Genomic DNA, 21,538 nt, shown 5'->3' with positions numbered 1-21,538 from the left:
GTGTTAAACCGCGCTTAGCGCCGTATGAAAATAGGCAATCACATGGTTCGGCGTTTAGGGCGGTTCTGTGATTGATCTTTTTCACTAGGCGTTGCGGTTTATAAACTAGATTAGAAAAAAGGTGTTAAACTGCGCTTGGCGCCGTATGAAAATAGGCAATCACATGGTTCGGCGTTTACGCCGGTTCTGTGATTGATCTTTTTCACTAGGTATTGCGGTTTATAAACTAGATTAGAGGGAGTAGTAAAATGACAGAAATTTTTCGGATGCCAGACGTTGGCGAGGGCATGCACGAAGGGGAGATTGCTAGCTGGTTAGTCAAAGTTGGCGATACGATTAAGGTAGATGATGCCATAGCAGAAATTCAAAATGATAAATTGCTACAAGAAATTTTATCACCCTACAGTGGTAAAATTACAAAATTGTTTGTTGAAGCGGGGACAGTCGTTGAAGTTGGCGCACCGTTGATCGAATTTGATGGCGATGGCTCAGGTTCTGCTGCAGGGGATGCAGCACCGGCACCAGCAGCAAGCGAACCCGTAGCAGAAGCAGCACCAGCTGTACCTGCACCAATTGCGGCAATCAACGAAGCAGTTGAGCAAGAAGCAGCAGCGCCAGTTGAAGGCAAAACAGCACCAGTCATTGCTGGTAAAGTCCGTGCCATGCTAACAGTTCGTCGTTTTGCACGTCAAAATAACATTGATTTGACTACCGTTGCGGCAACAGGTCGTCACGGTAACTTGACTTTAGATGATGTGAAGAATGCCTTGAACCGTACTGGTGCACCTGTTGCGCCAGCCGAAGCTGAAGTAGCACCTCTTGCTGAATCAGCAGCGGTTGCGGCACCTGCAGCGCCAGCCAGCGCACCAGCTGAAAAAGCAGGTCGCGTGCCAATGACGCCAATCAGAAAAGCGATTGCGCGTAACATGACAAGTCAAAAACAAAATGTGCCACACGTAACCTTGTTTGAGCAAGTTGAAGTGTCTAAATTGATGGCACACCGTGCGACATTTAAAGATGTGGCTTTGCAACAAGATGTTAAATTGACTTACATGGCCTATGTTGCCAAAGCTTTGGCATCATTGGTGAAACGTTTCCCTGATTTGAATGCGCATGTTGACATGGCAAAATCAGAAATCGTTTACCCAGAAGGCATCCATGTTGGGATTGCAGTTGATACACCAAACGGTTTATTTGTACCAGTTGTTAAAAATGCGGATCAAAAATCAATCCTTGCGATCGCTAAAGAAATCGCTGATTTGGCAGTCCGTGCGCGCGATGGTAAATTAACACCAGACGTGGCTTCGGGTTCAACGATTACGATTTCAAACATCGGTAGTGCAAGAGGTAACTGGTTTACCCCTATTATCAATGTCAATGAAGCAGCAATCCTAGGCTTGGGCACCATTGCCAAAGAGCCAATCGTCAATGAAGAAGGCGAAATCGTCGTTGGTAACATGATGAAATTATCATTGTCATTCGACCACCGTCTCATTGATGGTATGTTGGCACAAAGCGCCATGAATGACTTGAAAAAAATGCTTAATGATCCAGCATATATGCTGATGGAGGTTTAATGTAATGGTTGTAGGAAGTCAAGCAAAAAGTGTTGAAACAATCGTTATCGGAAGTGGACCTGGCGGCTATGTCGCAGCCATCCGTGCTGCTGAATTGGGTCAAAAAGTAACGATTATTGAACGTGATGCCATCGGTGGTGTCTGTCTCAATATCGGATGTATTCCATCTAAAGCGTTGATCAATGCAGGTCATGCTTATTATAGTCAAAACCACCAAATGGATAGCATCATGGGTGTGCAGTCTAAAGGCGCAACTTTGGACTGGGAAGCAACACAAAAATGGAAAAATGAGAAAGTTGTCAATACCTTAACAGGTGGTGTTGCCATGCTTTTGAAAAAACATAAAATTGATATTGTCCGCGGTGAAGCCCGGTTCAATGACAATCAAGTGGTGAATGTCATTTCTGAAGATGAAAGCCATCTTTTGGAATTTGAAAAATGTATCATTGCGACAGGTAGCCGACCAATTGAAATCCCAGGCTTTGCATTTAAAGGTCGTGTCGTAAATTCAACAGGTGCACTTAGCTTGCCTGAAGTACCCAAACATCTTGTTGTTATCGGTGGTGGTGTCATCGGTAGTGAGTTAGCAGGTGCTTATGCCAACCTTGGCTCAAAAGTCACGATTCTAGAAGGCCTACCACACATCTTAAATGGTTTTGACAAAGAAATGTATAGCTTTGTTGTTGATGACTTTAAAGAAAAAGGCGTAGAAATCATTACTAATGCTAAAGCTAAAGCAGCGGTTCAAGATGACAGCTCTGTAAAAGTCACTTACGAAGTTGACGGTAAAGAAGTTGAAATTGAAGCAGACTACTGTCTCGTTTCAGTCGGCAGAAAACCAAATACAGATGAACTTGGTTTGAATACAACTGACGTTAAATTGACAGATCGCGGACAAATCATTGTCAATGACCGTCAACAAACAAGCGTACCGCACATTTATGCTATCGGTGATATCGTTGAAGGCCCAATGCTTGCGCACAAAGCTAGCTATGAAGCTAAAGTCGCTGCAGCAAACGTTGCTGGCGAAGACATGAGAAACTGTGCGATTTCAATTCCTGCAGTTGCTTACTGTGATCCAGAATTGGCGACAATGGGTGAAACCATTGATACAGCTAAGGAGAAAAACTTAGACTTCATGGTCAGCAAATTCCCATTTGCAGCCAATGGTCGTGCCATTACGATGAATGCAACAAAGGGCTTTATTCGAATTTTGAGTGATAAAGCAACACGCGTCGTAATTGGCGCTCAAATCGCTGGTCCTGGTGCCAGTGACTTGATTAGTGAGTTCGCGCTTGCAATTGAAAATGGTCTGACAACAGAAGACATTTCAATGACTGTTCACCCTCACCCAACACTTGGTGAAGCGATTATGGACACAAGTGAGCTTGCTGATGGTGTGCCGATTCATATTTAATCTATAGAAGAAAATAGCTCTGAAACGTAAAGTTCAGACAAAATAAAACAAGGCTGGGACAAAAGTCCTCAGCCTTGTTTTATTTTCGAAAGAATACCGATTTCGCACAAAAACAACGATTTTCTTACCAATTTAGCATTGTTTCTGAGAAAGAATACCGATTTCGCACAAAAACAACGATTTTCTTACTAATTTAGCATTGTTTCTGAGAAAGAATACCGATTTCGCACAAAATCAACGGTTTTCTTACTAATTTAGCATTGTTTCTGAGAAAGAATACCGATTTCGCACAAAAACAACGGTTTTTTACCAATTTGTCATTGTTTCTGAGAAAGAATATCGATTTCGCACAAAATCAACGGTATTCTTACTAATTTGGTATTGTTTCCCCAAAATATTCGATTACTTATGTTGCTTGATAAGTTATCACAAAATAAAAAAGAAATAGGCTATGAACGATTGCAACTAACACGGAAAGTCGTTCATAACCTATTTTTTAGAGGATATCTATCTAAGCCTCCAATTTATTTTATAATACTTAATCCAAAGTCCCAAGCATCCCCTTAAACTCAGCAATCGACGCATAGCCTTTCGCTTCTAAAATTGCCAGCAATTCCTTAGTTAAACGCTCAAATACACCAAGGCCTTCTTTTTCAAGCTGCGTCCCAACTTGGAGCATAGAAGCGCCACAAAGCAAATGTTCGTAGGCATCACGCCCAGTCAAAATCCCACCAGTACCGATGATTTCGATGCTTGGGTTCAGACGTTGCTTCAAGGCACGGACATTGGCAAGGGCAGTCGGTTTGACATATTCGCCACCGATGCCGCCAAAACCACCTTTAGGTTTAATGACTACCGTGTCAGTTACTTCATCAATATACAAGCCATTTCCGATAGAATTGATACAGTTGACAAATTTGAGGTCAAATTGGTTGAGGACGGCCGCAATTTTATCAAAGTGCATGATGTCAAAATATGGCGGTAATTTCACCCCAAAAGGTTTGGTATAGAAGGCAAAGATTTCAGTCAAAAGTCTGTCCGTATCTTCAAAATCATAGGCCATTTGTGGCTTGCCAGGCACATTAGGGCAAGACAGATTTAATTCAACCAAGCCAGTATAGTCACTTTCTTGAATTTTGCGCATGTTAGCAACGTATTCATCGAAACCTTGATAAGAGGCAACGCTCATCACAAAAGGTTGGTCTGGATGACTAGCTTGACGCTTAATCGCGTAATCAAGATAGTAATCCAATCCTAAATTTGGCAATCCCATAGAATTAATACTACCTAAATCAACATTGACATAGCGTGGCTCAGGGTTACCCTCGCGCGCCTCTGCTGTCGCAGACTTGGTCACAAATGAACCAGCTGCAGAATCTGCGAGCGCATCAAGTTCTGTCATCGTCATACAATGCACGCCTGAAGCGTTCATAAACGGATTGTCATAAGTGTGACCGTAGAAAGTGGCTTGTAAAGTTGGCATGAGCGTCTCCATATATTCTTCAATTTTTGTAGATGAGTGTTAGTCTTATTTTAGCAAATTTTAAGGCTTTAGACAAAGGGTAAAAAAGACAAGTCTGCGAAGAAACTTGTCAGGTGCTGATTAAACCGCAATCTCATCAAAAATCGCTTTAACCGTCGTGATTTCATTAATCCGGTAACCATTAGTCCCAGAGAAAATCAAGCCCATATCCGTGTTATGCTCGACAGAATTCAGCAAAGCTTCACTGATACAATATGGAATCGTTTTGCGGTCACAGAGTTTGTGCTGCAAGCAGTTCAAACATTTAGCGATTGGAATAATCGGCGTTTTAGGTGCTTCTTGCTCCTTGTAGGCCGCAACTCCGTTGGTAATGGTTTCAGTGAATTTATTATCAATAGCACGACCTGGTAAACCAACAGGGGATGTTGTCAAATGAATATCATCTTCGGTTGCTTTTAAGAAACGGTCTTTAAAGTCATCTGGTGCATCACATTCCTGAGTCCCGATGAAACGCGTTGCCATTTGCACGCCAGAACACCCAAGGCTCAAGTAATGGTCAATGTCTGAACGATCCCAAACACCGCCTGCGAAAATCACAGGGATTTTCATATTGAATTTTTCTTCGTATTCTTTAACGTGCGCGATAATTTTAACGACTTCATCGTCCATGGTTAGGATGGCTTCGTCGATTTGATCCGCTTTAAAACCGAGGTGACCACCAGCTTTAGGGCCTTCAATGACGACAAAGTCAGCTGTCCGGTTATATTTTTTAGCCCAATTTCGTAAGATGAGTTTGGCAGCTTTAACAGATGATACAATTGGCGCAATCTTTGTTTTAGCATCACCAACTAAATCAGGTAAGTTCATTGGTAGACCAGCGCCAGAGATAATCACATCAGCACCGGCTTCGACTGTCGCTCTGACCACATCGTCATAACGGAAACTCGCCACCATGACGTTGAAACCGAGAATCCCACCTTTAGCAAAGCTACGCGCTTTGTCTAATTGTTTTTTGATTGTTTGCAGGTTGGTTCTAACAGAAGCACGTTGAAAATTTTCTTCTTGGAAACCAATTTGGGCAGTTGATAAAATACCAATCCCACCCTCGGCAGCAACAGTGCCTGCCAGTCTATTTAGGGAAATACCAATCCCCATACCACCTTGGATGACAGGGATTTTCGCTGTCAAGTCGCCTATTTTAAGTTCTGGTAGTTTCATTATTCTTCCTCTTATAGATATAATCATCATTATATTTTTTCATTGTTTTGATAACTAGATAATCTAAACCATATAACTTATTTTAACAAAACTTGCTTGATTGTCAAACTATTTATTCAAAAAAAATTTATCTTGACAGTCAAAACATATCCTGATATAATTTGATAATCAAACAACTTGACAATCAAAACGATATTCGTGAAAGGGACTATGGTTGGTGGTAGATTATACAAAAATAAATAAATATCTCACTCATATTTTCAACAATGTTTTGATTATTGAGGAGGCAACCTTACGGACATCTCGTTTTTCAGATGTTTCTATTAAGGAGATGCATACGATTGACAGCATTGGTGAAGCCAAAATGACGACACCAAGTGATATTGCTAAAGACTTAATGTTGACGGTAGGCACGGTTACCGTGTCGCTTAATCGACTGGAGAAGAAAGGCTACATTAAACGTTACCGCAGTGAACATGATAGGCGAGTCGTTAATGTGTCCTTGTCTAGCCGAGGTCGCCTGCTCTATCGCTTACATCGTAAGTTTCACCGTGAAATGGTCAAACGCTTTGTTGCAGACCTACCAGATGATTCCGTGAAAATTTTACAAACAGGTCTGGAAAATCTTCACACATTTTTGGAGGAAATTAAATGACTTTTGCCAAATTAACGGCAACTGCGCACTATGCACCAGAGCAAGTCGTGACAAATGATGATTTAAGTCAAATCATGGAGACATCTGATGAATGGATTGCATCCCGAACAGGGATTCGACAACGCCATATCGTTCAAGATGAAAATACATCCGATTTAGCCGCTAATGTTGCGCAACAATTACTTGAAAAAGCATCACTAGCAGCTGAAGACCTTGACTTTATCATCGTCGCAACAGTTTCACCTGATGGTAATATGCCTAGTACTGCTAGCCTTGTTCAGGCTAAAATAGGGGCAATTAAAGCCTTTGCTTTTGATTTAACAGCAGCATGTAGTGGTTTTGTCTATGCCCTATCGGTTGCTGATAAGTTGATTGCGAGTGGTGCTTATCGTAATGGTATTGTCATCGGTGCTGAAGTCTTGTCAAAAATCGTCGACTGGTCAGACCGTTCGACAAGCGTTTTGTTCGGTGATGGTGCAGGAGGTGTTTTGCTCCAAGCATCATCAGATACGCCGTTAATTTTAGCAGAGTCTTTGAAATCTGACGGTAATCGTGGCATGAGTTTGACCAGTAATCTAACACATGCTAACTCACCATTTTCAAAATCTGAGTCGGAAGATGACTTGTTTTTGAAAATGGATGGTCGTGCGATTTTTGATTTTGCCGTTCGAGATGTGCCTAAAAATATTTTAGAAAGTCTTGAAAAAGCCGAATTAAATCCAGATGATATTGATTATCTGCTTTTACATCAGGCTAATTCAAGAATCTTAGATAAAATGGCACGCAAAATCAAAACTGAGCGTTGTAAATTCCTGCAAAATATGCAGGAATACGGTAACACAAGTGCAGCTAGTATTCCAATTCTTTTATCTGAAGCGGTTGATGCTGGTACCATTAAATTAGGCAGCTCACAAAAACTTGTTTTAACTGGTTTTGGTGGTGGCTTGACATGGGGCACACTTGTTGTTAAAATTTAGGTAATCTTATTGCAAGGACGAAATGCGTTTAGGCGTCATGCGTCCCATACATCTATATATAGAAAAAACGGAGATTTAATCATGGCAGTATTTGAAAAAGTTCAAGAAATTATCGTTGAAGAACTCGGTAAAGACGCAAGCGAAATCACGCTTGAAACATCATTTGAATCACTTGATGCTGATTCACTTGACATCTTCCAAATCATCAACGAAATTGAAGATGAATACGATATCGCAATCGAAACTGAAGATGGCCTTAACACTGTTGGTGACTTGGTCAAATTCGTAGACGCTAAAATTGCTGAATAATCCATAAAAATTCTGAGAGCGTGTCACACGTTCTCAAAATTTTTATCCCTATAGTTTGATTATCAAACTATTTTAAAAAACTAAAAATAAATAAAAGATGAAAACTAAAATTACTGAACTATTGAACATTGAATATCCAATCTTCCAAGGTGGTATGGCCTGGATTGCTGATGGTGACTTAGCTGGTGCTGTTTCAAAAGCAGGTGGCTTTGGGATCATTGGTGGTGGTAATGCGCCTAAGGACGTAATCAGAGGTCATATCAAACGTATCCGCGAAATTACGGACAAACCTTTTGCCGTGAACATCATGTTACACTCACCTTTTGTGGATGACATTGTAGATCTCGTCATCGAAGAGGGTGTTAAAGTCGTAACGACTGGCGCAGGCTCTCCTAAAAAATACATGGAGCGTTTCAAAGCAGCAGGTATGGTTGTCATTCCTGTCGTAGCAAGCGTCGCACAAGCAAAATCAATGTCACGAATTGGCGTAGATGCCATTGTCGCTGAAGGCATGGAAGCAGGCGGTCATATCGGTCAATTAACGACGATGACGCTTGTCCGTCAGGTCTCTGACGCTGTTGATTTGCCTGTTATTGCAGCAGGTGGTATCGCTGACGGAAAAGGCATGGCAGCAGGCTTTATGTTGGGTGCTGAGGCAGTCCAAGTCGGCACACGTTTTATCGTAGCCAAAGAGTCAAATGCACATCAAAACTATAAAGATAAAGTTTTGAAAGCAAAAGATATTTCGACGGTCATTTCGGCTAGTCATTTTGGTCATGCCGTTCGTGCCATTAAAAATCAGTTGACAAAAGACTTTGATGCAGCAGAAATGGCCGCCTTCAAACAAGTTGATCCTGATTTGAGTGTCTTTGAAGAAATGGGCGCTGGTAAATTGCCAGCCTCAGTCATTCACGGAGACGTTGACAATGGTTCGGTCATGGCAGGTCAAATCGCCGGTCTCGTTCGTAAAGAAGAAACCGTTGAAGAGATTATCTTGGACTTGTACCACGGATTCCAAGCAGAAATTAAAGCCTCTGCGAAATGGTTGGATTAAAAATGTGATATAGACCGACTGTTGATGACATCAACAGCCAGTAAAACACAGTAATTATTGGAGTATAGCATGACAAAAACGGGTCTTTTATTTGCGGGTCAAGGTGCCCAAAAATTAGGTATGGCACGCGATTTATATGACAATTTTGACATTGTCAAAGCAACTTATGATGAAGCATCTGAAATTCTTGGCTACGATTTACGTCAGCTAATTGATCACGATGCCGACAAATTAGGTGAAACAAAGTACACACAGCCTGCGATTTTGACGACATCTGTCGCCATTTTACGTTTGCTTGATGCGCACCATATCGCTTATGATGTGGTTGCAGGCCTTTCCTTGGGTGAATATTCAGCACTTGTCGCAAGTGGCAGCTTACCATTTGCCGACGCCGTGAAACTTATCGCAAAACGCGGTCAGTACATGGCAGAGGCAGCACCGACAGGTTCGGGTAAAATGGTTGCAGTCATGAATACAGCGGCTGATGTGATTGAGACGGCTTGCCAGCAAGCCTCATTCAATAGCAAGGGGATTGTGAGCCCTGCTAACTACAACACGCCAGGACAAATCGTCATCGGTGGGGAAGTCGCAGCGGTAGATGCAGCGGTTGAACTTTTAACAGCTGCTGGTGTGAAGCGGATGATTCCTTTGAAAGTTTCAGGCCCTTTCCATACAGCTTTGCTTAAACCAGCGTCTGAAAAACTAGCAGTCGAATTAGAAACAGTGGCTTTCAAACCTTTTGAGAAACCTTTGATTTCTAACACAACCGCACAAGTGATGGCTTTTGATGACATCAAAGCTTTGTTGACACGTCAAGTCATGGAACCTGTTAAGTTCTACGACTCTGTTGAAACGATGATTAGCATGGGCGTGACAGGCTTTATTGAAATCGGATCAGGTAAAATTTTATCAGGTTTTGTGAAAAAAATTGATAAAACGGTTAGTATCACACATGTCGAAGATGTGACGACGTTTACTCAATTAAGTAAATAAAGCGAACGTTTTTGGCTATTTTCCGTCACTTCTTCGTTGACAAAAAATATCTCAAAAATGTTGTACACTTTCTTTACTTAAATGAGTATACAGACAATTTTGGAGAAATAAAAAGTGGAAATTACAAATAAAAATGTCTTTATTACAGGCTCAACACGTGGGATTGGTCTTGCTATCGCCCATCACTTTGCCGCAAATGGTGCAAATCTCGTGCTTAACGGTCGTTCTGAGATTACATCAGAACTGATTGGTGAATTTGATCAATATGACGTGCAAGTCGTAGGTGTTTCTGGTGATGTCAGTGATTTTGAAGATGCGAAACGCATGATTCAAGAAGCGACTGAGGCACTTGGTAGTGTTGATGTTTTGATTAATAATGCAGGTATCACAGCAGATAAACTTATGTTAAAAATGACAGCAGATGATTTTGAGCGCGTACTTAAAATTAATCTGACGGGTGCTTTTAACATGACACAAGCTGTCTTGAAACCGATGACAAAAGCACGTCAAGGTGCGATTATCAATATGACTTCTGTTGTTGGTTTAATTGGTAATATCGGACAAGCCAACTACGCTGCCTCAAAAGCAGGGTTAATTGGCCTGACTAAATCCGTTGCGCGAGAAGTCGCGAGCCGTAATATTCGCGTCAACGCCATTGCGCCAGGTTTTATCGAAAGTGACATGACCGCTGTCTTATCTGATAAAGTGAAAGACGCTATGAAAGCACAAATTCCGATGAAACGTTTTGGTAGCGTGGAAGAAATTGCAACGGCTGCTTTGTTTGTCGCAACACAAGAATACATCACAGGTCAAACCATTGCCATTGACGGTGGCATGGTCATGCAATAAATTTAAGAATAAAAAGGGCTTTGAAATGCGTCTATTTAATATCAGCATTCTGAGCGCTTATCTACATATAAATGAGGAGTAAGTCACATGACAAATCGTGTCGTTATTACAGGTTATGGCATTACATCGCCGATTGGTAACACCCCTGAAGAATTTTGGAAAAATCTTGAAGCTGGTAACAGCGGAATTGATACCATCAAAAAATTTGATGCGACAGCGACTGGGATTAGCGTTGCTGGTGAAGTTAAAGATTTTCCTTTTGATAAATACTTCGTGCACAAAGATAAAAAACGCATGGATACTTTTAGTCTCTATGCTGTTTATACTGCGCTTGAAGCCTTGAATATGGCTGGTATTAACCCAGAAGATACAGAGCTTAACCATGATCGTTTTGGTGCGATCATCGGTTCTGGTATCGGTGGTTTGCCGGTGATTCAGGAACAAGGTGAACGCCTTGCGACACGTGGTCCTAAACGTGTCGCACCGCTTTTCGTGCCACTTTCAATCGCTAATATGGCGACAGGTAATGTGGCTTTACGTGTTAAAGCAAATGGTGTAAGCCGTGCCGAAGTGACTGCCTGTGCGGCAGGTACAAATGCTATTGGTTCAGCCTTCCGTGAAATCAAACATGGTTATGCGGATGTGATGTTAGCGGGTGGTACTGAAGCGGCGATTTGTGAATTTGGTGTGGCTGGTTTTGCTAACTTGACTGCTTTGACAACTGAAACAGACCCTAAACGTGCCTCAATTCCTTTTGATAAAGACCGTTCTGGTTTTGTATTGGGTGAAGGTTCTGGTATTTTGGTTCTTGAAAGTTTAGAACACGCACAAGCGCGTGGTGCTAACATCTTAGCTGAAATCGTCGGTTACGGCTCAACAAATGACGCCCACCATATGACGACACCACTTCCTGACGGTTATGGTGCGGCTAAAGCCATGCAACTTGCTCTCGAAGAAGCAGGTATCCAACCTAGCGATGTTGGTTATATCAACGCGCACGGAACATCAACGCAAGCCAATGAAAAAGGTGAAGCACTTGCCATTCATACTGTCTTCGGCGATGATGAAAATGTTCTTGTTTCTTCAACTAAAGCCTTGACAGGTCACGCCCTTGGTGGCGCTGGCGGTATCGAAGCCGTTGCGACCCTACAAGCCATCCTCAACCAATACGCACCAGTTAACGCTGGTACGACTGAATTGGATGACAATACATCAGTCATCAACGTTGTATTGGGTCAAGGGAAACAACATGACATCAAATATGCCATCTCAAACTCACTCGGTTTCGGTGGTCATAATGCAGTCATTGCCCTTAAAAAATGGGAGGGTGAATAACACATATGTCTATTCAAATTAACGAAGTTAAAGATTTAATCAGCCAATTTGATGGCTCATCATTACGTGAATTTTCTTACGCAACAAATGAGTTCACCTTGGCATTTTCTAAAAATAATGGTGCTGTAACACCGTCAGCAACATCACCGGCTGCGCCACTTGTTGCAACAGAAGTTATGCCAACTCAGAGCGCTGAAGTGTCTGTACCGGTTACAGTTTCAGCACCTGAAGTATCGCCTGCAGCCATTGCCGAAGGCGATGTTGTGACGAGTCCTTTAGTTGGTGTGGCTTATCTTAAGTCGGCACCTGACAAATCAGACTTTATCGCGGTTGGTGATACAGTTAAAAAAGGTCAGACTTTGCTGATTATTGAAGCGATGAAAGTCATGAATGAGATTCCTGCGCCGCGTGATGGTGTCGTGACTGAAATTTTGGTCCAAGCTGAGGCCATGGTCGAATACGGAGAGGAACTGGTACGCATCAAATGATTGATATTAATCAGATTAAAGAGGCGTTGCCACATCGTTACCCTATCTTGTTGGTTGACCGCGTGATTGAACACTCTGAGGACGAGATTACAGCGCTTAAAAATGTGACTATCAATGAACCTTTTTTCAATGGTCATTTTCCAGAGTATCCAGTTATGCCAGGTGTCCTGATTATGGAGGCCTTGGCACAAGCTGCGGGTGTTTTGGAATTGTCTAAACCTGAAAACAAAGGCAAATTGGTCTTTTACGCAGGCATGGATGGTGTGAAATTCAAGAAACAAGTAGTCCCTGGTGATCAATTAATCTTGAACGCTAAATTCATCAAACGCCGTGGGCCAATTGCAGTTGTAGAAGCTAAAGCAACAGTTGACGGTAAGTTAGCAGCTAAAGGTACTTTGACGTTCGCGATTGGTGAGTAAAGCTTACAAACAAGTAAAAAAGAAATAAATAAGCCATTATGGCGTTAATAAAAGAGAAATGATATGTTTAAAAAAATATTAATCGCCAATCGTGGTGAAATTGCGGTACGGATTATCCGTGCGGCGCGCGAATTAGGCATTCAAACTGTTGCTGTTTATTCTGAGGCTGACCGTGAAGCTTTGCATACTTTGTTAGCAGATGAAGCGGTTTGTATTGGCCCAGCTAAAGCGACTGATTCATACCTGAACATGCACCAAATTATTTCAGCTGCTGTCACCCTGCAGGCAGAGTCTATTCATCCAGGCTTTGGTTTTTTAAGTGAAAACTCAAAATTTGCCAATCTTTGTGAAGAAGTTGGCGTTAAATTTATCGGACCTTCTGCTAAAGTGATGGATACAATGGGCGATAAAATCAATGCGCGCGCGCAAATGATTGCTGCTAATGTGCCAGTCATTCCAGGTTCTGATGGTGAAGTTTATGATGCCACGCAAGCCCTTGAAGTCGCACAAAAAATTGGCTATCCGGTGATGCTTAAGGCATCAGCTGGTGGCGGTGGTAAAGGGATTCGTAAAGTTAATTCGCAAGAAGAACTACTTCCTAATTTCTCTTCTGCTCAAGCTGAGGCTCAAGCCGCTTTTGGTAATGGTGCCATGTATATGGAACGTGTGATTTATCCTGCACGCCATATCGAGGTTCAAATTTTAGCTGATGAGCAAGGTCATGTTGTCCATTTGGGTGAGCGAGATTGCTCATTGCAACGTAACAACCAAAAAGTGCTTGAAGAAGCACCTTCAATTGCAATTGGTCATACCTTACGTGAAAAAATTGGTGCAGCAGCAGTTGCTGCGGCTAAACATGTAGGCTATGAAAATGCTGGGACGATTGAATTCTTATTAGACGAGTCGACTGGTGATTTCTATTTCATGGAAATGAACACACGGATTCAAGTGGAACATCCAGTTACTGAATTTGTAACCAATGTAGATATCGTTAAGAATCAAATCAAGATTGCAGCAGGTGAAGCACTTGATATCACGCAAGAAGATATCAAGATCACTGGTCATGCCATTGAGTGTCGGATTAACGCTGAAAATCCTAAGTTCAATTTTGCGCCAAGTCCAGGTAAGATTACGGACTTATACTTGCCCTCTGGTGGGGTCGGCTTAAGGGTTGATTCTGCCATGTATCAAGGTTATACGATTCCACCTTTCTATGATAGTATGATTGCGAAAATCATCGTTCATGGTGAAAACCGTTTCGAAGCCTTGATGAAAATGCAACGTGCGCTTTTTGAGCTTGAAGTTGAAGGTGTTAAAACCAATGCTGAGTTCCAACTTGATTTGATTTCTGATCGTCATGTCATCGCAGGTGATTACGACACAGCTTTTCTGGGTGAAACATTTTTACCTAATTACTTAAAAAAAGAGGATTGATAGAAGACTATGGCTTTATTTAAGAAAAAAAGTAAATACATTCGCATCAATCCCAACCGTTCGCGTCTTAATGAGCAAAATAGCACGCCAGAAGTACCAGATGAACTCTTCGCCAAATGTCCAAGTTGTAAGCACACGATTTACACCAAGGATTTAGGACAAGAGAAAGTCTGCCCGTTTTGCTGTTACAATTTTAGAATTTCAGCACAGGAACGTTTGAATCTTGTAGCAGATGCAGATACATTTTCTGAATTGTTTACAGGCATTGAAACGACTGATCCGCTTAATTTTCCAGGTTATCTGGATAAATTAGCTGCTGCTAAAGCTAAAACAGAACTTGATGAAGCCGTCCTAACTGGTACTGCTATGATTAAAGGTCAAAAAATAGCCCTTGCGATTATGGATTCAAACTTTATCATGGCATCTATGGGTATGGTTGTTGGCGAGAAAATTACCCGCTTGTTTGAATACGCGACAACTGAAAAATTACCCGTTGTCATTTTTGCAGCCTCTGGCGGCGCGCGCATGCAAGAAGGGATTATGAGCCTGATGCAAATGGCTAAAATATCTGCTGCCGTTAAGCGCCATTCTAATGTTGGCTTGTTATACCTGACGGTATTGACAGATCCAACGACGGGTGGTGTGACAGCATCTTTTGCCATGCTAGGTGATATTATCTTGGCTGAGCCTCAGACCCTTATCGGTTTCGCAGGACGACGTGTAATTGAGCAAACAGTGCGCGAAAATTTACCAGATGATTTCCAAAAGGCTGAATTTTTGCAAGCACATGGGTTTGTTGATAAGATTGTCAAACGCACAGAACTTGCGACGACAATCGGTCAAATTTTGAAATTGCATACACGTGGAACAGGAGGACAATCAAATGGCTGATAGTGCAAATAAAATTGTCCAGTTAGCACGGAGTCAAGACCGTTTGACGACGCTTGACTATGCGACACAGATTTTCGATGACTTTATCGAATTTCACGGTGACCGCAATTTCAGAGATGATGGGGCTATTCTTGGTGGTATTGCTAGTCTTGCTGGGCGTCCAGTGACCATTGTCGGGATTCAAAAGGGCAAGGGCTTGCAAGATAACCTTGACCGTAATTTTGGTCAACCGCATCCGGAAGGTTACCGCAAGGCTTTGCGTTTGATGAAGCAGGCTGAAAAATTCGGTCGACCAATCATCACCTTCATTAATACGGCAGGTGCCTTTCCTGGCTCTGGCGCGGAAGAACGTGGTCAGGGTGAAGCGATTGCGCGCAATTTGCTAGAGATGAGTGACCTTAGAGTGCCGATTATTGCCATTATTAATGGTGAGGGTGGTTCTGGTGGAGCGCTGGCTTTGGCAGTTGCTGACCGTGTTTGGATGTTGGAAAATGCCATGTATAGCATTTTATCGCCAGAAGGTTTTGCGACGATTCTTTGGAAAGATTCATCACGTGCGCCTGAAGCGGCTGAACTTTTGAAGATTACGTCTAAAGATTTGCTCAAAAATGGCGTAATTGACAAGATTATCTCAGAAGAAAACACAATTGACATCTTGAAAGCAGCTTTGATAACAGAACTCGACAATTTGTCTAAGCTGACAACTGACGAGCTGGTTGAAGCCCGCTATCAACGATTTAGAAAATATTAAAAAGAAGCGCTTGAAGCGTTTTTTTGTGTTATGATATAAAGCAACCACGCATAATCACTGATTTTTTAGTATAATAAAGGGATGAGAAACATGATAAAAATTATTTTAAGTTTGCTTGTATTGTTGATTTTAATCGTAGGTATTTATATCGCCTACGTTTACCTGCAATATGACCGCCTACCTGACAAGCAGACCTTGCCAATTAAAAGGGCAGAGCACTCAAAACAAATTTCACCCAATCAAGTCTATAAAATCATGACTTTTAACATTGGTTATGGTGCTTATCCTGCTGACTACACCTTCTTTATGGATGGTGGCAAGGAAGTCCGTGCGCGCTCAAAGGCAGATGTCCTAGCAAATTTAACAGAGGATCATCGTCTTTTAACGTCTGAAAACCCTGACTTTGTTAACATGCAAGAAGTTGACTAAGAGGGTGATCGATCATTTAAAGTAGACCAACCCGACTTCTTCAGGACTAAAAATCCTGGATACAATAGTAGTTTTGCTAACAACTATCATTCTGCCTATTTGTTTTATCCTGTTACTCAGCCGATTGGCAAGGCCAAGTCAGGATTGCTGACTTTATCCAAAGGTCAGATGACTCAAGCCACACGCTATCGCTTACCGATAGAGACGAATTTTAATAAGTTTTTCGACCTTGACCGCGCCTTTAGTGTGAGTGAAGTAACTGTTGACAATGGTAAGAAACTTTTTATTTACAATGTTCATTTGTCTGCTTTCATCAAAGATGAGGTGATTCAGGCTGCGCAGTTGATCAAGCTTTTTGACAATATGAAAGCACATGCTGATGCTGGAGATTATGTGATTTGTGGTGGGGATTATAACCATGTGTTATCAGGTGAGGCGCATCCTGAACTGACCTGGATGAAACCATTTCCGACGGCTAAATTATCTCATAAGCTGCGAGTCGTTGCACCAACAAATGCCCCTTCAGTCCGCAGCAATGGGACAGCTTATGGCGACCATTCTACATTGGGCGTGATTGATGGCTTTCTGGTATCGGAAAATATCAAGAGCTTGAATATCAAAACCATTCAAAATGACTTTAAATCAAGTGACCACAATCCAGTCGTCATGACTTTTGAATTAAGTACGAGTAACTAAAGACAATAGCGAAAAATTGGAGTTATTTTTTGCCAAATTAAGACTTATTGTCCCACGCCTAAGTGGTAGAACCACTAAGGCACGTGGTACATAGCTATTTATCTAAGCTGCTTTCGCGCTAAGATAATAGCCAAATGGAAAGAGACCTATGCTAAGAATCACACAAATCAAAATTTCAATCCATGACGAGATGTCAGCGGTCAAAAATCAAGTGGCTATAAAGCTGAAAATTCGCCCGACTGATATTCTGGATTTCAGAATTTACAAGGAATCCATTGATGCCAGAAAACGTGGCGAAATCAACTTTATCTATACGGTAGATGTAAAGCTTAAAGATGAAAGCAAATTTTTGACCGGCAAGTATAAAAATGTGGCACCCTCACCGGATTTGACTTACAAAAATCCCAAAATTGGGACTAAGAAAATGTCATGCCGACCAGTCGTTATCGGTTTTGGACCGGCTGGCATGTATGCTGCACTCCTCCTTGCGCAAATGGGCTACAAGCCACTCGTTCTGGAACGCGGCGAAGCCGTCGATGACCGTGTTAAATCCATAGACGCATTTTGGACCAAAGGGGAGTTGAATCCTCAGTCGAACGTGCAGTTTGGCGAGGGTGGCGCAGGGACGTTTTCGGATGGAAAGTTGACCAGTCGTGTCAAAGATTTGCGTGGGCGCAAGGTGCTGACGGAGTTCGTCAATGCTGGCGCGCCGGAGGAAATTCTCTACAAGGCGCATCCGCATGTTGGAACGGATTTGTTGCGTGATATCGTGAAAAATATCCGCAAGGAAATCATCGCGCTAGGTGGCGAGGTGCGGTTTGAGACGCAGGTTAAAAATTTCAAGATTTCGGATGGTCAGCTGCAAGGCTTGGTTCTGACAACAGGTGAAGAAATTTTGGCTGAACAGGCGATTTTGGCGATTGGGCATAGCGCGCGTGATACGTTTAGCGAGCTCTATGCGGATGGCGTGAAGATGACGGCTAAACCCTTTGCAGTTGGCGTTCGCGTGGAGCACCCGCAAGAAGTCGTCAATCGTGCTCAATATAAAGAGTTCGCTGGGCATCCCAGACTTGGCGCTGCGGAATATCGCTTGACCTACAAAGCCAGCAACGGCCGAGGTGTTTATACCTTTTGCATGTGCCCAGGTGGTCTTGTCGTCGCGTCAGCATCTGAGGCAGGCCACCTCGTGACCAATGGCATGAGTGAACACGCAAGGAATCAAAACAATGCCAACAGCGGGCTTTTAGTCCAAGTCTTCCCGGAAGATTTTGGCAGCGATCATCCTCTGGCAGGTATTGCCTTCCAACGAGCGTTAGAGCAGGAAGCCTTTGAGTTAGGCGGTAGCACCTATCAAGCACCAGCCCAATTAGTTGGAGATTTCCTCAAAAAACAACCGTCGACAGCAATGGCAAGTGTCACACCAAGCTATTCTCTAGGCGTTAAGCCAACGGATTTGTCAGCCTTATTCCCAGATTATATTACGGAGGCATTGAGAGAAGCCCTGACGGGATTGGATAAAAAATTACACGGCTTTGCCATGGCAGATGCCGTAATGACAGGCGTTGAATCACGTTCGTCATCACCCTTGCGAATTAATCGAGATGAAGACAGTTTCCAATCTGTCTCAACTAAAGGTATTTATCCGAGTGGAGAAGGGGCTGGCTTTGCAGGCGGGATTGTTTCAGCTGCCATTGACGGCTTGAAATGTGCTGAGGCTTTGATTGGGGAGTTTTCTGCTGTTGAGTAGGAGTCAATATGAAACAAACACGAGCTCAAATTCTTGAAATAAGTCCACTGACGGCTGAACATATGGATATTGAACTTTTAAAAGGCTATACAGATATGCTTGAAGGCCGTACAAAATCTGCGGAAAGTGTGTTTTCTGATATTCGTATGGATTACAATTTATGATTTATGATGTTTAGGGGAGATAAATTATTATCATATATAGGTTTGTTTTTGAATAAATTAATTATCGAAGTGTTTTTATACTTCGATTTTTTATATAAAAAATATGTTATAATAAAAATTAAGAAAAATAAATTTTAAGAAAGAAATAAACTACACTAAAAGGAAGATCAGAGCATGACAACAGAAGAACTGATTGAGTATATTTATTCAACTGAGTTGGAAAAAATTAGTTTTAATGATGATTTGGATAAAGGGAAAAGGATGTTAATACTCCTCTATCATTTTGGAATTGATCGTCAAAAAGAAATTGAGAAGCAATTTGGTGATAAAATATCTCTTAATAATATCACACCCCAACGGCAGTGAAAACTATAAATATAATTAATGAATATATTGAAAAAAATACAAATTCTGATGGGACAGCCGTATTTATTTCAAATAATACAGCTGAATCTTCTGTGGTAGGGAAAAATCTCTTGTATTTTGGTGCACCTGGAACTGGAAAATCGTATGCTGTATCGCAAAAAATTAGAGAAATATATCCTAATTTTGATAAGTTCAATGATTCAGAGTCTGCTTTTGTTTTCCGGACAACTTTGCACCCAGAATATTCTTATAGCGATTTTGTAGGTCAAATTATGCCGACTACTGATGAAGGGCAAAATGCTAAATTTATTGAAAATCTTGGTATTTTTACACAAGCGCTGAAAATGGCAATAGCTAGTCCTAATCAGCACATCTTTCTAATTCTAGAAGAAATGAGTCGTGCCAATGTTGCTGCTGTATTTGGTGATTTATTTCAGTTATTAGACCGTAATAAAAATGGTGATTCAGAGTATCACGTTAATAATGCATTTATTGCTAAATCTATCTATTCAGAGCCTAATGCTGAGAGTAAGAAAATTTATATCCCAAATAATCTTACGATTATAGGTACAGTGAATACCAGTGATCAAAATGTTTTTGCGATGGATACTGCTTTTAAAAGACGCTTTGAAATGATTTATACCTCTATTGATGAGCCAGGTAATTTTGAGGATTGGTACTTTAAATATGCTGGACAAGATATCTCATGGAACACATTTCGAGTTAACCTCAATCAGTTTATAACAAAAGAAATGAAGTTATCTGAGGATAAACAACTAGGAGCATTTTTTATCTCCAAAAGTGTAGATCCAGAAGTTCAAATTCAAAATAAATTGTTAAACTATCTATGGGAAGATGTTGAAAAATCAAGTATTTTTAATAGTGAAAAATCATTGTTTGCAGATGAATATAAAGATGGTAATTTTAGTTAAATTTATTTTGCTTTCCAAAAAAGTAAAGCGATTTTTAATCCTGAAATTATTGCAGTAAATCAGGAAGAATAACATGAAGATAACTGATGATTATTTTATCTTTAATCACAAAGAAGAAATTAATGAAAAAGATGCTCAAAAGCTAGATATTAGAAAATATTGTAAGTGTCAAAACGAAAAATGGTAGAAGTATCATTAGTTTTCCAGACCATTTTTATGCTGAAGAGACTGATATCGTAATTTTGAAACAACTTTTTTTAAAAATCAATCTCAATGTTCCAGGTGTTTTTGAAAATAATCAGAAAACGAATAATTTCCCAATAAGTGCCTATCTTGAAGTTTATACTTATTATCATCAATTTGGTCTCCATACTTATAGTGAACGACAATATTTTTCTGGTTATTCAAATAAGATAAACTGGAGTAAAACGCTTCAAAAATCGCCTGTTTACTTCTCAAATAATCAAGTGGTGACATTTCCTTTTATTTGTGAAAAGCAGGTTAATTATGAATCTTTTATTGCGCAATGCATGATTTATGTAATAAATGATGGTTTTAAACGTTTAGGACAAGATTTTAAATTTGGTACTTTTATTAATCAACAGATTAATGTTGATATTTTTGAAAGTAATCCTCGGTATATTGTCAAAAATCTGAAAGTTTTGCTTTCAACAACATTTAAAGATATTGAACGTAAACTGATAATTAATCTAATCTCTTACTTTAACTGGCAATCCTATTTGGATTCAAGTAAAACAGTATTCTTGATTCGGAATTTTAATCATATTTTGGAAAAAATAATGGATACTTTTTTGTTAAACTCATATAATGAATTAGCCAAAATTGGTAATAGTAAAAATCCAGATATTTTTCCGATCAGTCCAGTCAGATTTGATAAACAAGTTAAACATAAGATAGAAAATGGTGTTCAAACTGAAGTTATTTATGATTTCTTGTCAAAAAATAGCGATAACATCTATGTGTTTGATGCCAAATATTATCATCGTATTTCTGATTTTAATTACAAACAAATTGCTTATCACTTTTTGGTTCAGGCTTTATCAAAACAAAGAATTGGAAAATCTGATGATAAGTCTCCAAAAGTGGTTAACGCTTTACTTTCACCTAGTGAAAAATCAGAGATTACTGCTAAAGTGCATATTGATATGACTAAGAACGAAAAATTTAGTCAGGATATTTTTTCTGATTTTTATATTGTTGAGTTTCTGACGTTAAGTCAATTTTTTAGAGTAACAAACGTAGAATTTTAATCTATTTATTTTAAGCACTTACCTTTTCAAATTGATTAGGTGTAAGATACCCTAAACTTTGATGGATTCGTTTTGAATTATAA

24 protein-coding genes are annotated in these 21,538 nt (G+C 40.7%); 21 read left to right on the top strand and 3 right to left on the bottom strand.

Going from position 1 to position 21,538, the window contains the following annotated elements; translation table 11 throughout:
* Positions 1 to 248 precede the first annotated feature (248 nt).
* Positions 249 to 1,577 carry a dihydrolipoamide acetyltransferase family protein gene (locus HZR21_RS08250; protein ID WP_180747241.1) on the top strand — a complete coding sequence of 443 codons (1,329 nt, stop codon included), beginning with the start codon at positions 249 to 251 and terminating at the stop codon, positions 1,575 to 1,577.
* 4 nt (positions 1,578 to 1,581) lie between these two features.
* Positions 1,582 to 2,994: a dihydrolipoyl dehydrogenase gene (gene lpdA, locus HZR21_RS08245; RefSeq protein ID WP_180747240.1), complete on the top strand. Its 1,413-nt coding sequence runs from the start codon at positions 1,582 to 1,584 to the stop codon at positions 2,992 to 2,994.
* A 538-nt stretch (positions 2,995 to 3,532) separates the two neighbouring features.
* Here lpdA and HZR21_RS08240 read toward each other — a convergent pair.
* Entirely contained in the window at positions 3,533 to 4,477 is a 945-nt protein-coding gene (locus HZR21_RS08240) for a dihydroorotate oxidase (protein WP_180747239.1), read from the bottom strand.
* Positions 4,478 to 4,597: 120 nt separating this feature from the next.
* Complete coding sequence (locus tag HZR21_RS08235; protein WP_180747238.1) at positions 4,598 to 5,695, bottom strand: NAD(P)H-dependent flavin oxidoreductase; 1,098 nt, start codon at positions 5,693 to 5,695, stop codon at positions 4,598 to 4,600.
* Between the two features lie 214 nt (positions 5,696 to 5,909).
* Between HZR21_RS08235 and fabT the strand changes: the two genes are divergently transcribed.
* The 19 genes from fabT to HZR21_RS08145 all read left to right on the top strand — a co-directional run bounded on the left by fabT (position 5,910) and on the right by HZR21_RS08145 (position 21,455).
* Positions 5,910 to 6,350, top strand: a complete 441-nt coding sequence (gene fabT / locus HZR21_RS08230; protein ID WP_180747237.1) for a fatty acid biosynthesis transcriptional regulator FabT — start codon at positions 5,910 to 5,912, stop codon at positions 6,348 to 6,350.
* The gene (locus tag HZR21_RS08225) at positions 6,347 to 7,327 is read left to right on the top strand and encodes a beta-ketoacyl-ACP synthase III (RefSeq protein WP_180747236.1); all 981 of its coding nucleotides are present in this window, start codon (positions 6,347 to 6,349) and stop codon (positions 7,325 to 7,327) included. The genes fabT and HZR21_RS08225 overlap by 4 nt, the downstream gene beginning before the upstream one ends.
* 81 nt (positions 7,328 to 7,408) lie before the next feature.
* Positions 7,409 to 7,636, top strand: coding sequence for an acyl carrier protein (locus HZR21_RS08220; protein WP_004260973.1), 228 nt, complete (start codon positions 7,409 to 7,411; stop codon positions 7,634 to 7,636).
* Between the two features lie 97 nt (positions 7,637 to 7,733).
* Positions 7,734 to 8,690 carry an enoyl-[acyl-carrier-protein] reductase FabK gene (gene fabK / locus HZR21_RS08215; protein WP_180747235.1) on the top strand — a complete coding sequence of 319 codons (957 nt, stop codon included), beginning with the start codon at positions 7,734 to 7,736 and terminating at the stop codon, positions 8,688 to 8,690.
* A gap of 69 nt (positions 8,691 to 8,759) precedes the next feature.
* Positions 8,760 to 9,683 carry an ACP S-malonyltransferase gene (gene fabD / locus HZR21_RS08210; RefSeq protein ID WP_180747234.1) on the top strand — a complete coding sequence of 308 codons (924 nt, stop codon included), beginning with the start codon at positions 8,760 to 8,762 and terminating at the stop codon, positions 9,681 to 9,683.
* Positions 9,684 to 9,797: 114 nt separating this feature from the next.
* Positions 9,798 to 10,532 (top strand): 3-oxoacyl-[acyl-carrier-protein] reductase, encoded by a 735-nt coding sequence (gene fabG / locus HZR21_RS08205; protein ID WP_004260961.1) that lies wholly within the window; start codon positions 9,798 to 9,800, stop codon positions 10,530 to 10,532.
* Between the two features lie 87 nt (positions 10,533 to 10,619).
* Complete coding sequence (gene fabF / locus HZR21_RS08200) at positions 10,620 to 11,867, top strand: beta-ketoacyl-ACP synthase II (protein ID WP_180747233.1); 1,248 nt, start codon at positions 10,620 to 10,622, stop codon at positions 11,865 to 11,867.
* Positions 11,868 to 11,878: 11 nt separating this feature from the next.
* A complete protein-coding gene (gene accB / locus HZR21_RS08195) occupies positions 11,879 to 12,355 on the top strand; it encodes an acetyl-CoA carboxylase biotin carboxyl carrier protein (RefSeq protein ID WP_180747267.1) in 477 nt (158 codons plus the stop codon).
* Complete coding sequence (fabZ, locus tag HZR21_RS08190; protein ID WP_180747232.1) at positions 12,352 to 12,774, top strand: 3-hydroxyacyl-ACP dehydratase FabZ; 423 nt, start codon at positions 12,352 to 12,354, stop codon at positions 12,772 to 12,774. Before accB ends, fabZ begins: the two co-directional genes overlap by 4 nt.
* A 63-nt stretch (positions 12,775 to 12,837) precedes the next feature.
* On the top strand, positions 12,838 to 14,208 hold the full coding sequence (gene accC, locus HZR21_RS08185) for an acetyl-CoA carboxylase biotin carboxylase subunit (protein ID WP_180747231.1): 1,371 nt from the start codon (positions 12,838 to 12,840) through the stop codon (positions 14,206 to 14,208).
* Between the two features lie 9 nt (positions 14,209 to 14,217).
* On the top strand, positions 14,218 to 15,099 hold the full coding sequence (gene accD / locus HZR21_RS08180; RefSeq protein ID WP_180747230.1) for an acetyl-CoA carboxylase, carboxyltransferase subunit beta: 882 nt from the start codon (positions 14,218 to 14,220) through the stop codon (positions 15,097 to 15,099).
* A complete protein-coding gene (locus HZR21_RS08175; RefSeq protein ID WP_180747229.1) occupies positions 15,092 to 15,850 on the top strand; it encodes an acetyl-CoA carboxylase carboxyl transferase subunit alpha in 759 nt (252 codons plus the stop codon). The genes accD and HZR21_RS08175 overlap by 8 nt, the downstream gene beginning before the upstream one ends.
* Positions 15,851 to 15,940: 90 nt before the next feature.
* Positions 15,941 to 16,279: a hypothetical protein gene (locus HZR21_RS12190; RefSeq protein WP_374940024.1), complete on the top strand. Its 339-nt coding sequence runs from the start codon at positions 15,941 to 15,943 to the stop codon at positions 16,277 to 16,279.
* A gap of 99 nt (positions 16,280 to 16,378) precedes the next feature.
* The gene (locus HZR21_RS12185) at positions 16,379 to 16,975 is read left to right on the top strand and encodes an endonuclease/exonuclease/phosphatase family protein (protein WP_374940025.1); all 597 of its coding nucleotides are present in this window, start codon (positions 16,379 to 16,381) and stop codon (positions 16,973 to 16,975) included.
* Between the two features lie 148 nt (positions 16,976 to 17,123).
* Positions 17,124 to 18,722: an NAD(P)/FAD-dependent oxidoreductase gene (locus tag HZR21_RS08165; protein ID WP_180747228.1), complete on the top strand. Its 1,599-nt coding sequence runs from the start codon at positions 17,124 to 17,126 to the stop codon at positions 18,720 to 18,722.
* An 8-nt stretch (positions 18,723 to 18,730) separates the two neighbouring features.
* Complete coding sequence (locus HZR21_RS08160) at positions 18,731 to 18,886, top strand: hypothetical protein (RefSeq protein WP_180747227.1); 156 nt, start codon at positions 18,731 to 18,733, stop codon at positions 18,884 to 18,886.
* Between the two features lie 174 nt (positions 18,887 to 19,060).
* Entirely contained in the window at positions 19,061 to 19,252 is a 192-nt protein-coding gene (locus tag HZR21_RS08155; protein WP_180747226.1) for a hypothetical protein, read from the top strand.
* Positions 19,249 to 20,184, top strand: coding sequence for an AAA family ATPase (locus tag HZR21_RS08150; protein WP_180747225.1), 936 nt, complete (start codon positions 19,249 to 19,251; stop codon positions 20,182 to 20,184). Before HZR21_RS08155 ends, HZR21_RS08150 begins: the two co-directional genes overlap by 4 nt.
* Before the next feature lie 242 nt (positions 20,185 to 20,426).
* The gene (locus HZR21_RS08145; RefSeq protein WP_180747224.1) at positions 20,427 to 21,455 is read left to right on the top strand and encodes a hypothetical protein; all 1,029 of its coding nucleotides are present in this window, start codon (positions 20,427 to 20,429) and stop codon (positions 21,453 to 21,455) included.
* A 10-nt stretch (positions 21,456 to 21,465) separates the two neighbouring features.
* Here the strand turns inward: HZR21_RS08145 and HZR21_RS12055 are convergent.
* On the bottom strand, positions 21,466 to 21,538 hold a 73-nt coding region (locus tag HZR21_RS12055), incomplete at its 5' end, for an IS3 family transposase (RefSeq protein WP_330872713.1).

Origin of the sequence: Pseudolactococcus laudensis, from assembly GCF_013449735.1 — a bacterium.
GTDB lineage: Bacteria > Bacillota > Bacilli > Lactobacillales > Streptococcaceae > Pseudolactococcus > Pseudolactococcus laudensis.
This window is presented reverse-complemented; position numbering and strand designations above follow the sequence as displayed.

Excerpts from the sequence above, each read along its gene's own strand:
- HZR21_RS08240 (WP_180747239.1), bottom strand. The coding sequence starts at position 4,477 with ATGCCAACTTTACAAGCCACTTTCTACGGTCACACTTATGACAATCCG.
- HZR21_RS08225 (WP_180747236.1), top strand. The coding sequence starts at position 6,347 with ATGACTTTTGCCAAATTAACGGCAACTGCGCACTATGCACCAGAGCAA.
- HZR21_RS08235 (WP_180747238.1), bottom strand. The coding sequence starts at position 5,695 with ATGAAACTACCAGAACTTAAAATAGGCGACTTGACAGCGAAAATCCCT.
- accC (WP_180747231.1), top strand. The coding sequence starts at position 12,838 with ATGTTTAAAAAAATATTAATCGCCAATCGTGGTGAAATTGCGGTACGG.
- fabK (WP_180747235.1), top strand. The coding sequence starts at position 7,734 with ATGAAAACTAAAATTACTGAACTATTGAACATTGAATATCCAATCTTC.
- HZR21_RS08155 (WP_180747226.1), top strand. The coding sequence starts at position 19,061 with ATGACAACAGAAGAACTGATTGAGTATATTTATTCAACTGAGTTGGAA.
- accD (WP_180747230.1), top strand. The coding sequence starts at position 14,218 with ATGGCTTTATTTAAGAAAAAAAGTAAATACATTCGCATCAATCCCAAC.
- fabF (WP_180747233.1), top strand. The coding sequence starts at position 10,620 with ATGACAAATCGTGTCGTTATTACAGGTTATGGCATTACATCGCCGATT.
- HZR21_RS08165 (WP_180747228.1), top strand. The coding sequence starts at position 17,124 with ATGCTAAGAATCACACAAATCAAAATTTCAATCCATGACGAGATGTCA.
- HZR21_RS08175 (WP_180747229.1), top strand. The coding sequence starts at position 15,092 with ATGGCTGATAGTGCAAATAAAATTGTCCAGTTAGCACGGAGTCAAGAC.
- fabZ (WP_180747232.1), top strand. The coding sequence starts at position 12,352 with ATGATTGATATTAATCAGATTAAAGAGGCGTTGCCACATCGTTACCCT.
- HZR21_RS08160 (WP_180747227.1), top strand. The coding sequence starts at position 18,731 with ATGAAACAAACACGAGCTCAAATTCTTGAAATAAGTCCACTGACGGCT.
- HZR21_RS08250 (WP_180747241.1), top strand. The coding sequence starts at position 249 with ATGACAGAAATTTTTCGGATGCCAGACGTTGGCGAGGGCATGCACGAA.
- HZR21_RS12190 (WP_374940024.1), top strand. The coding sequence starts at position 15,941 with ATGATAAAAATTATTTTAAGTTTGCTTGTATTGTTGATTTTAATCGTA.
- lpdA (WP_180747240.1), top strand. The coding sequence starts at position 1,582 with ATGGTTGTAGGAAGTCAAGCAAAAAGTGTTGAAACAATCGTTATCGGA.
- HZR21_RS08220 (WP_004260973.1), top strand. The coding sequence starts at position 7,409 with ATGGCAGTATTTGAAAAAGTTCAAGAAATTATCGTTGAAGAACTCGGT.
- fabD (WP_180747234.1), top strand. The coding sequence starts at position 8,760 with ATGACAAAAACGGGTCTTTTATTTGCGGGTCAAGGTGCCCAAAAATTA.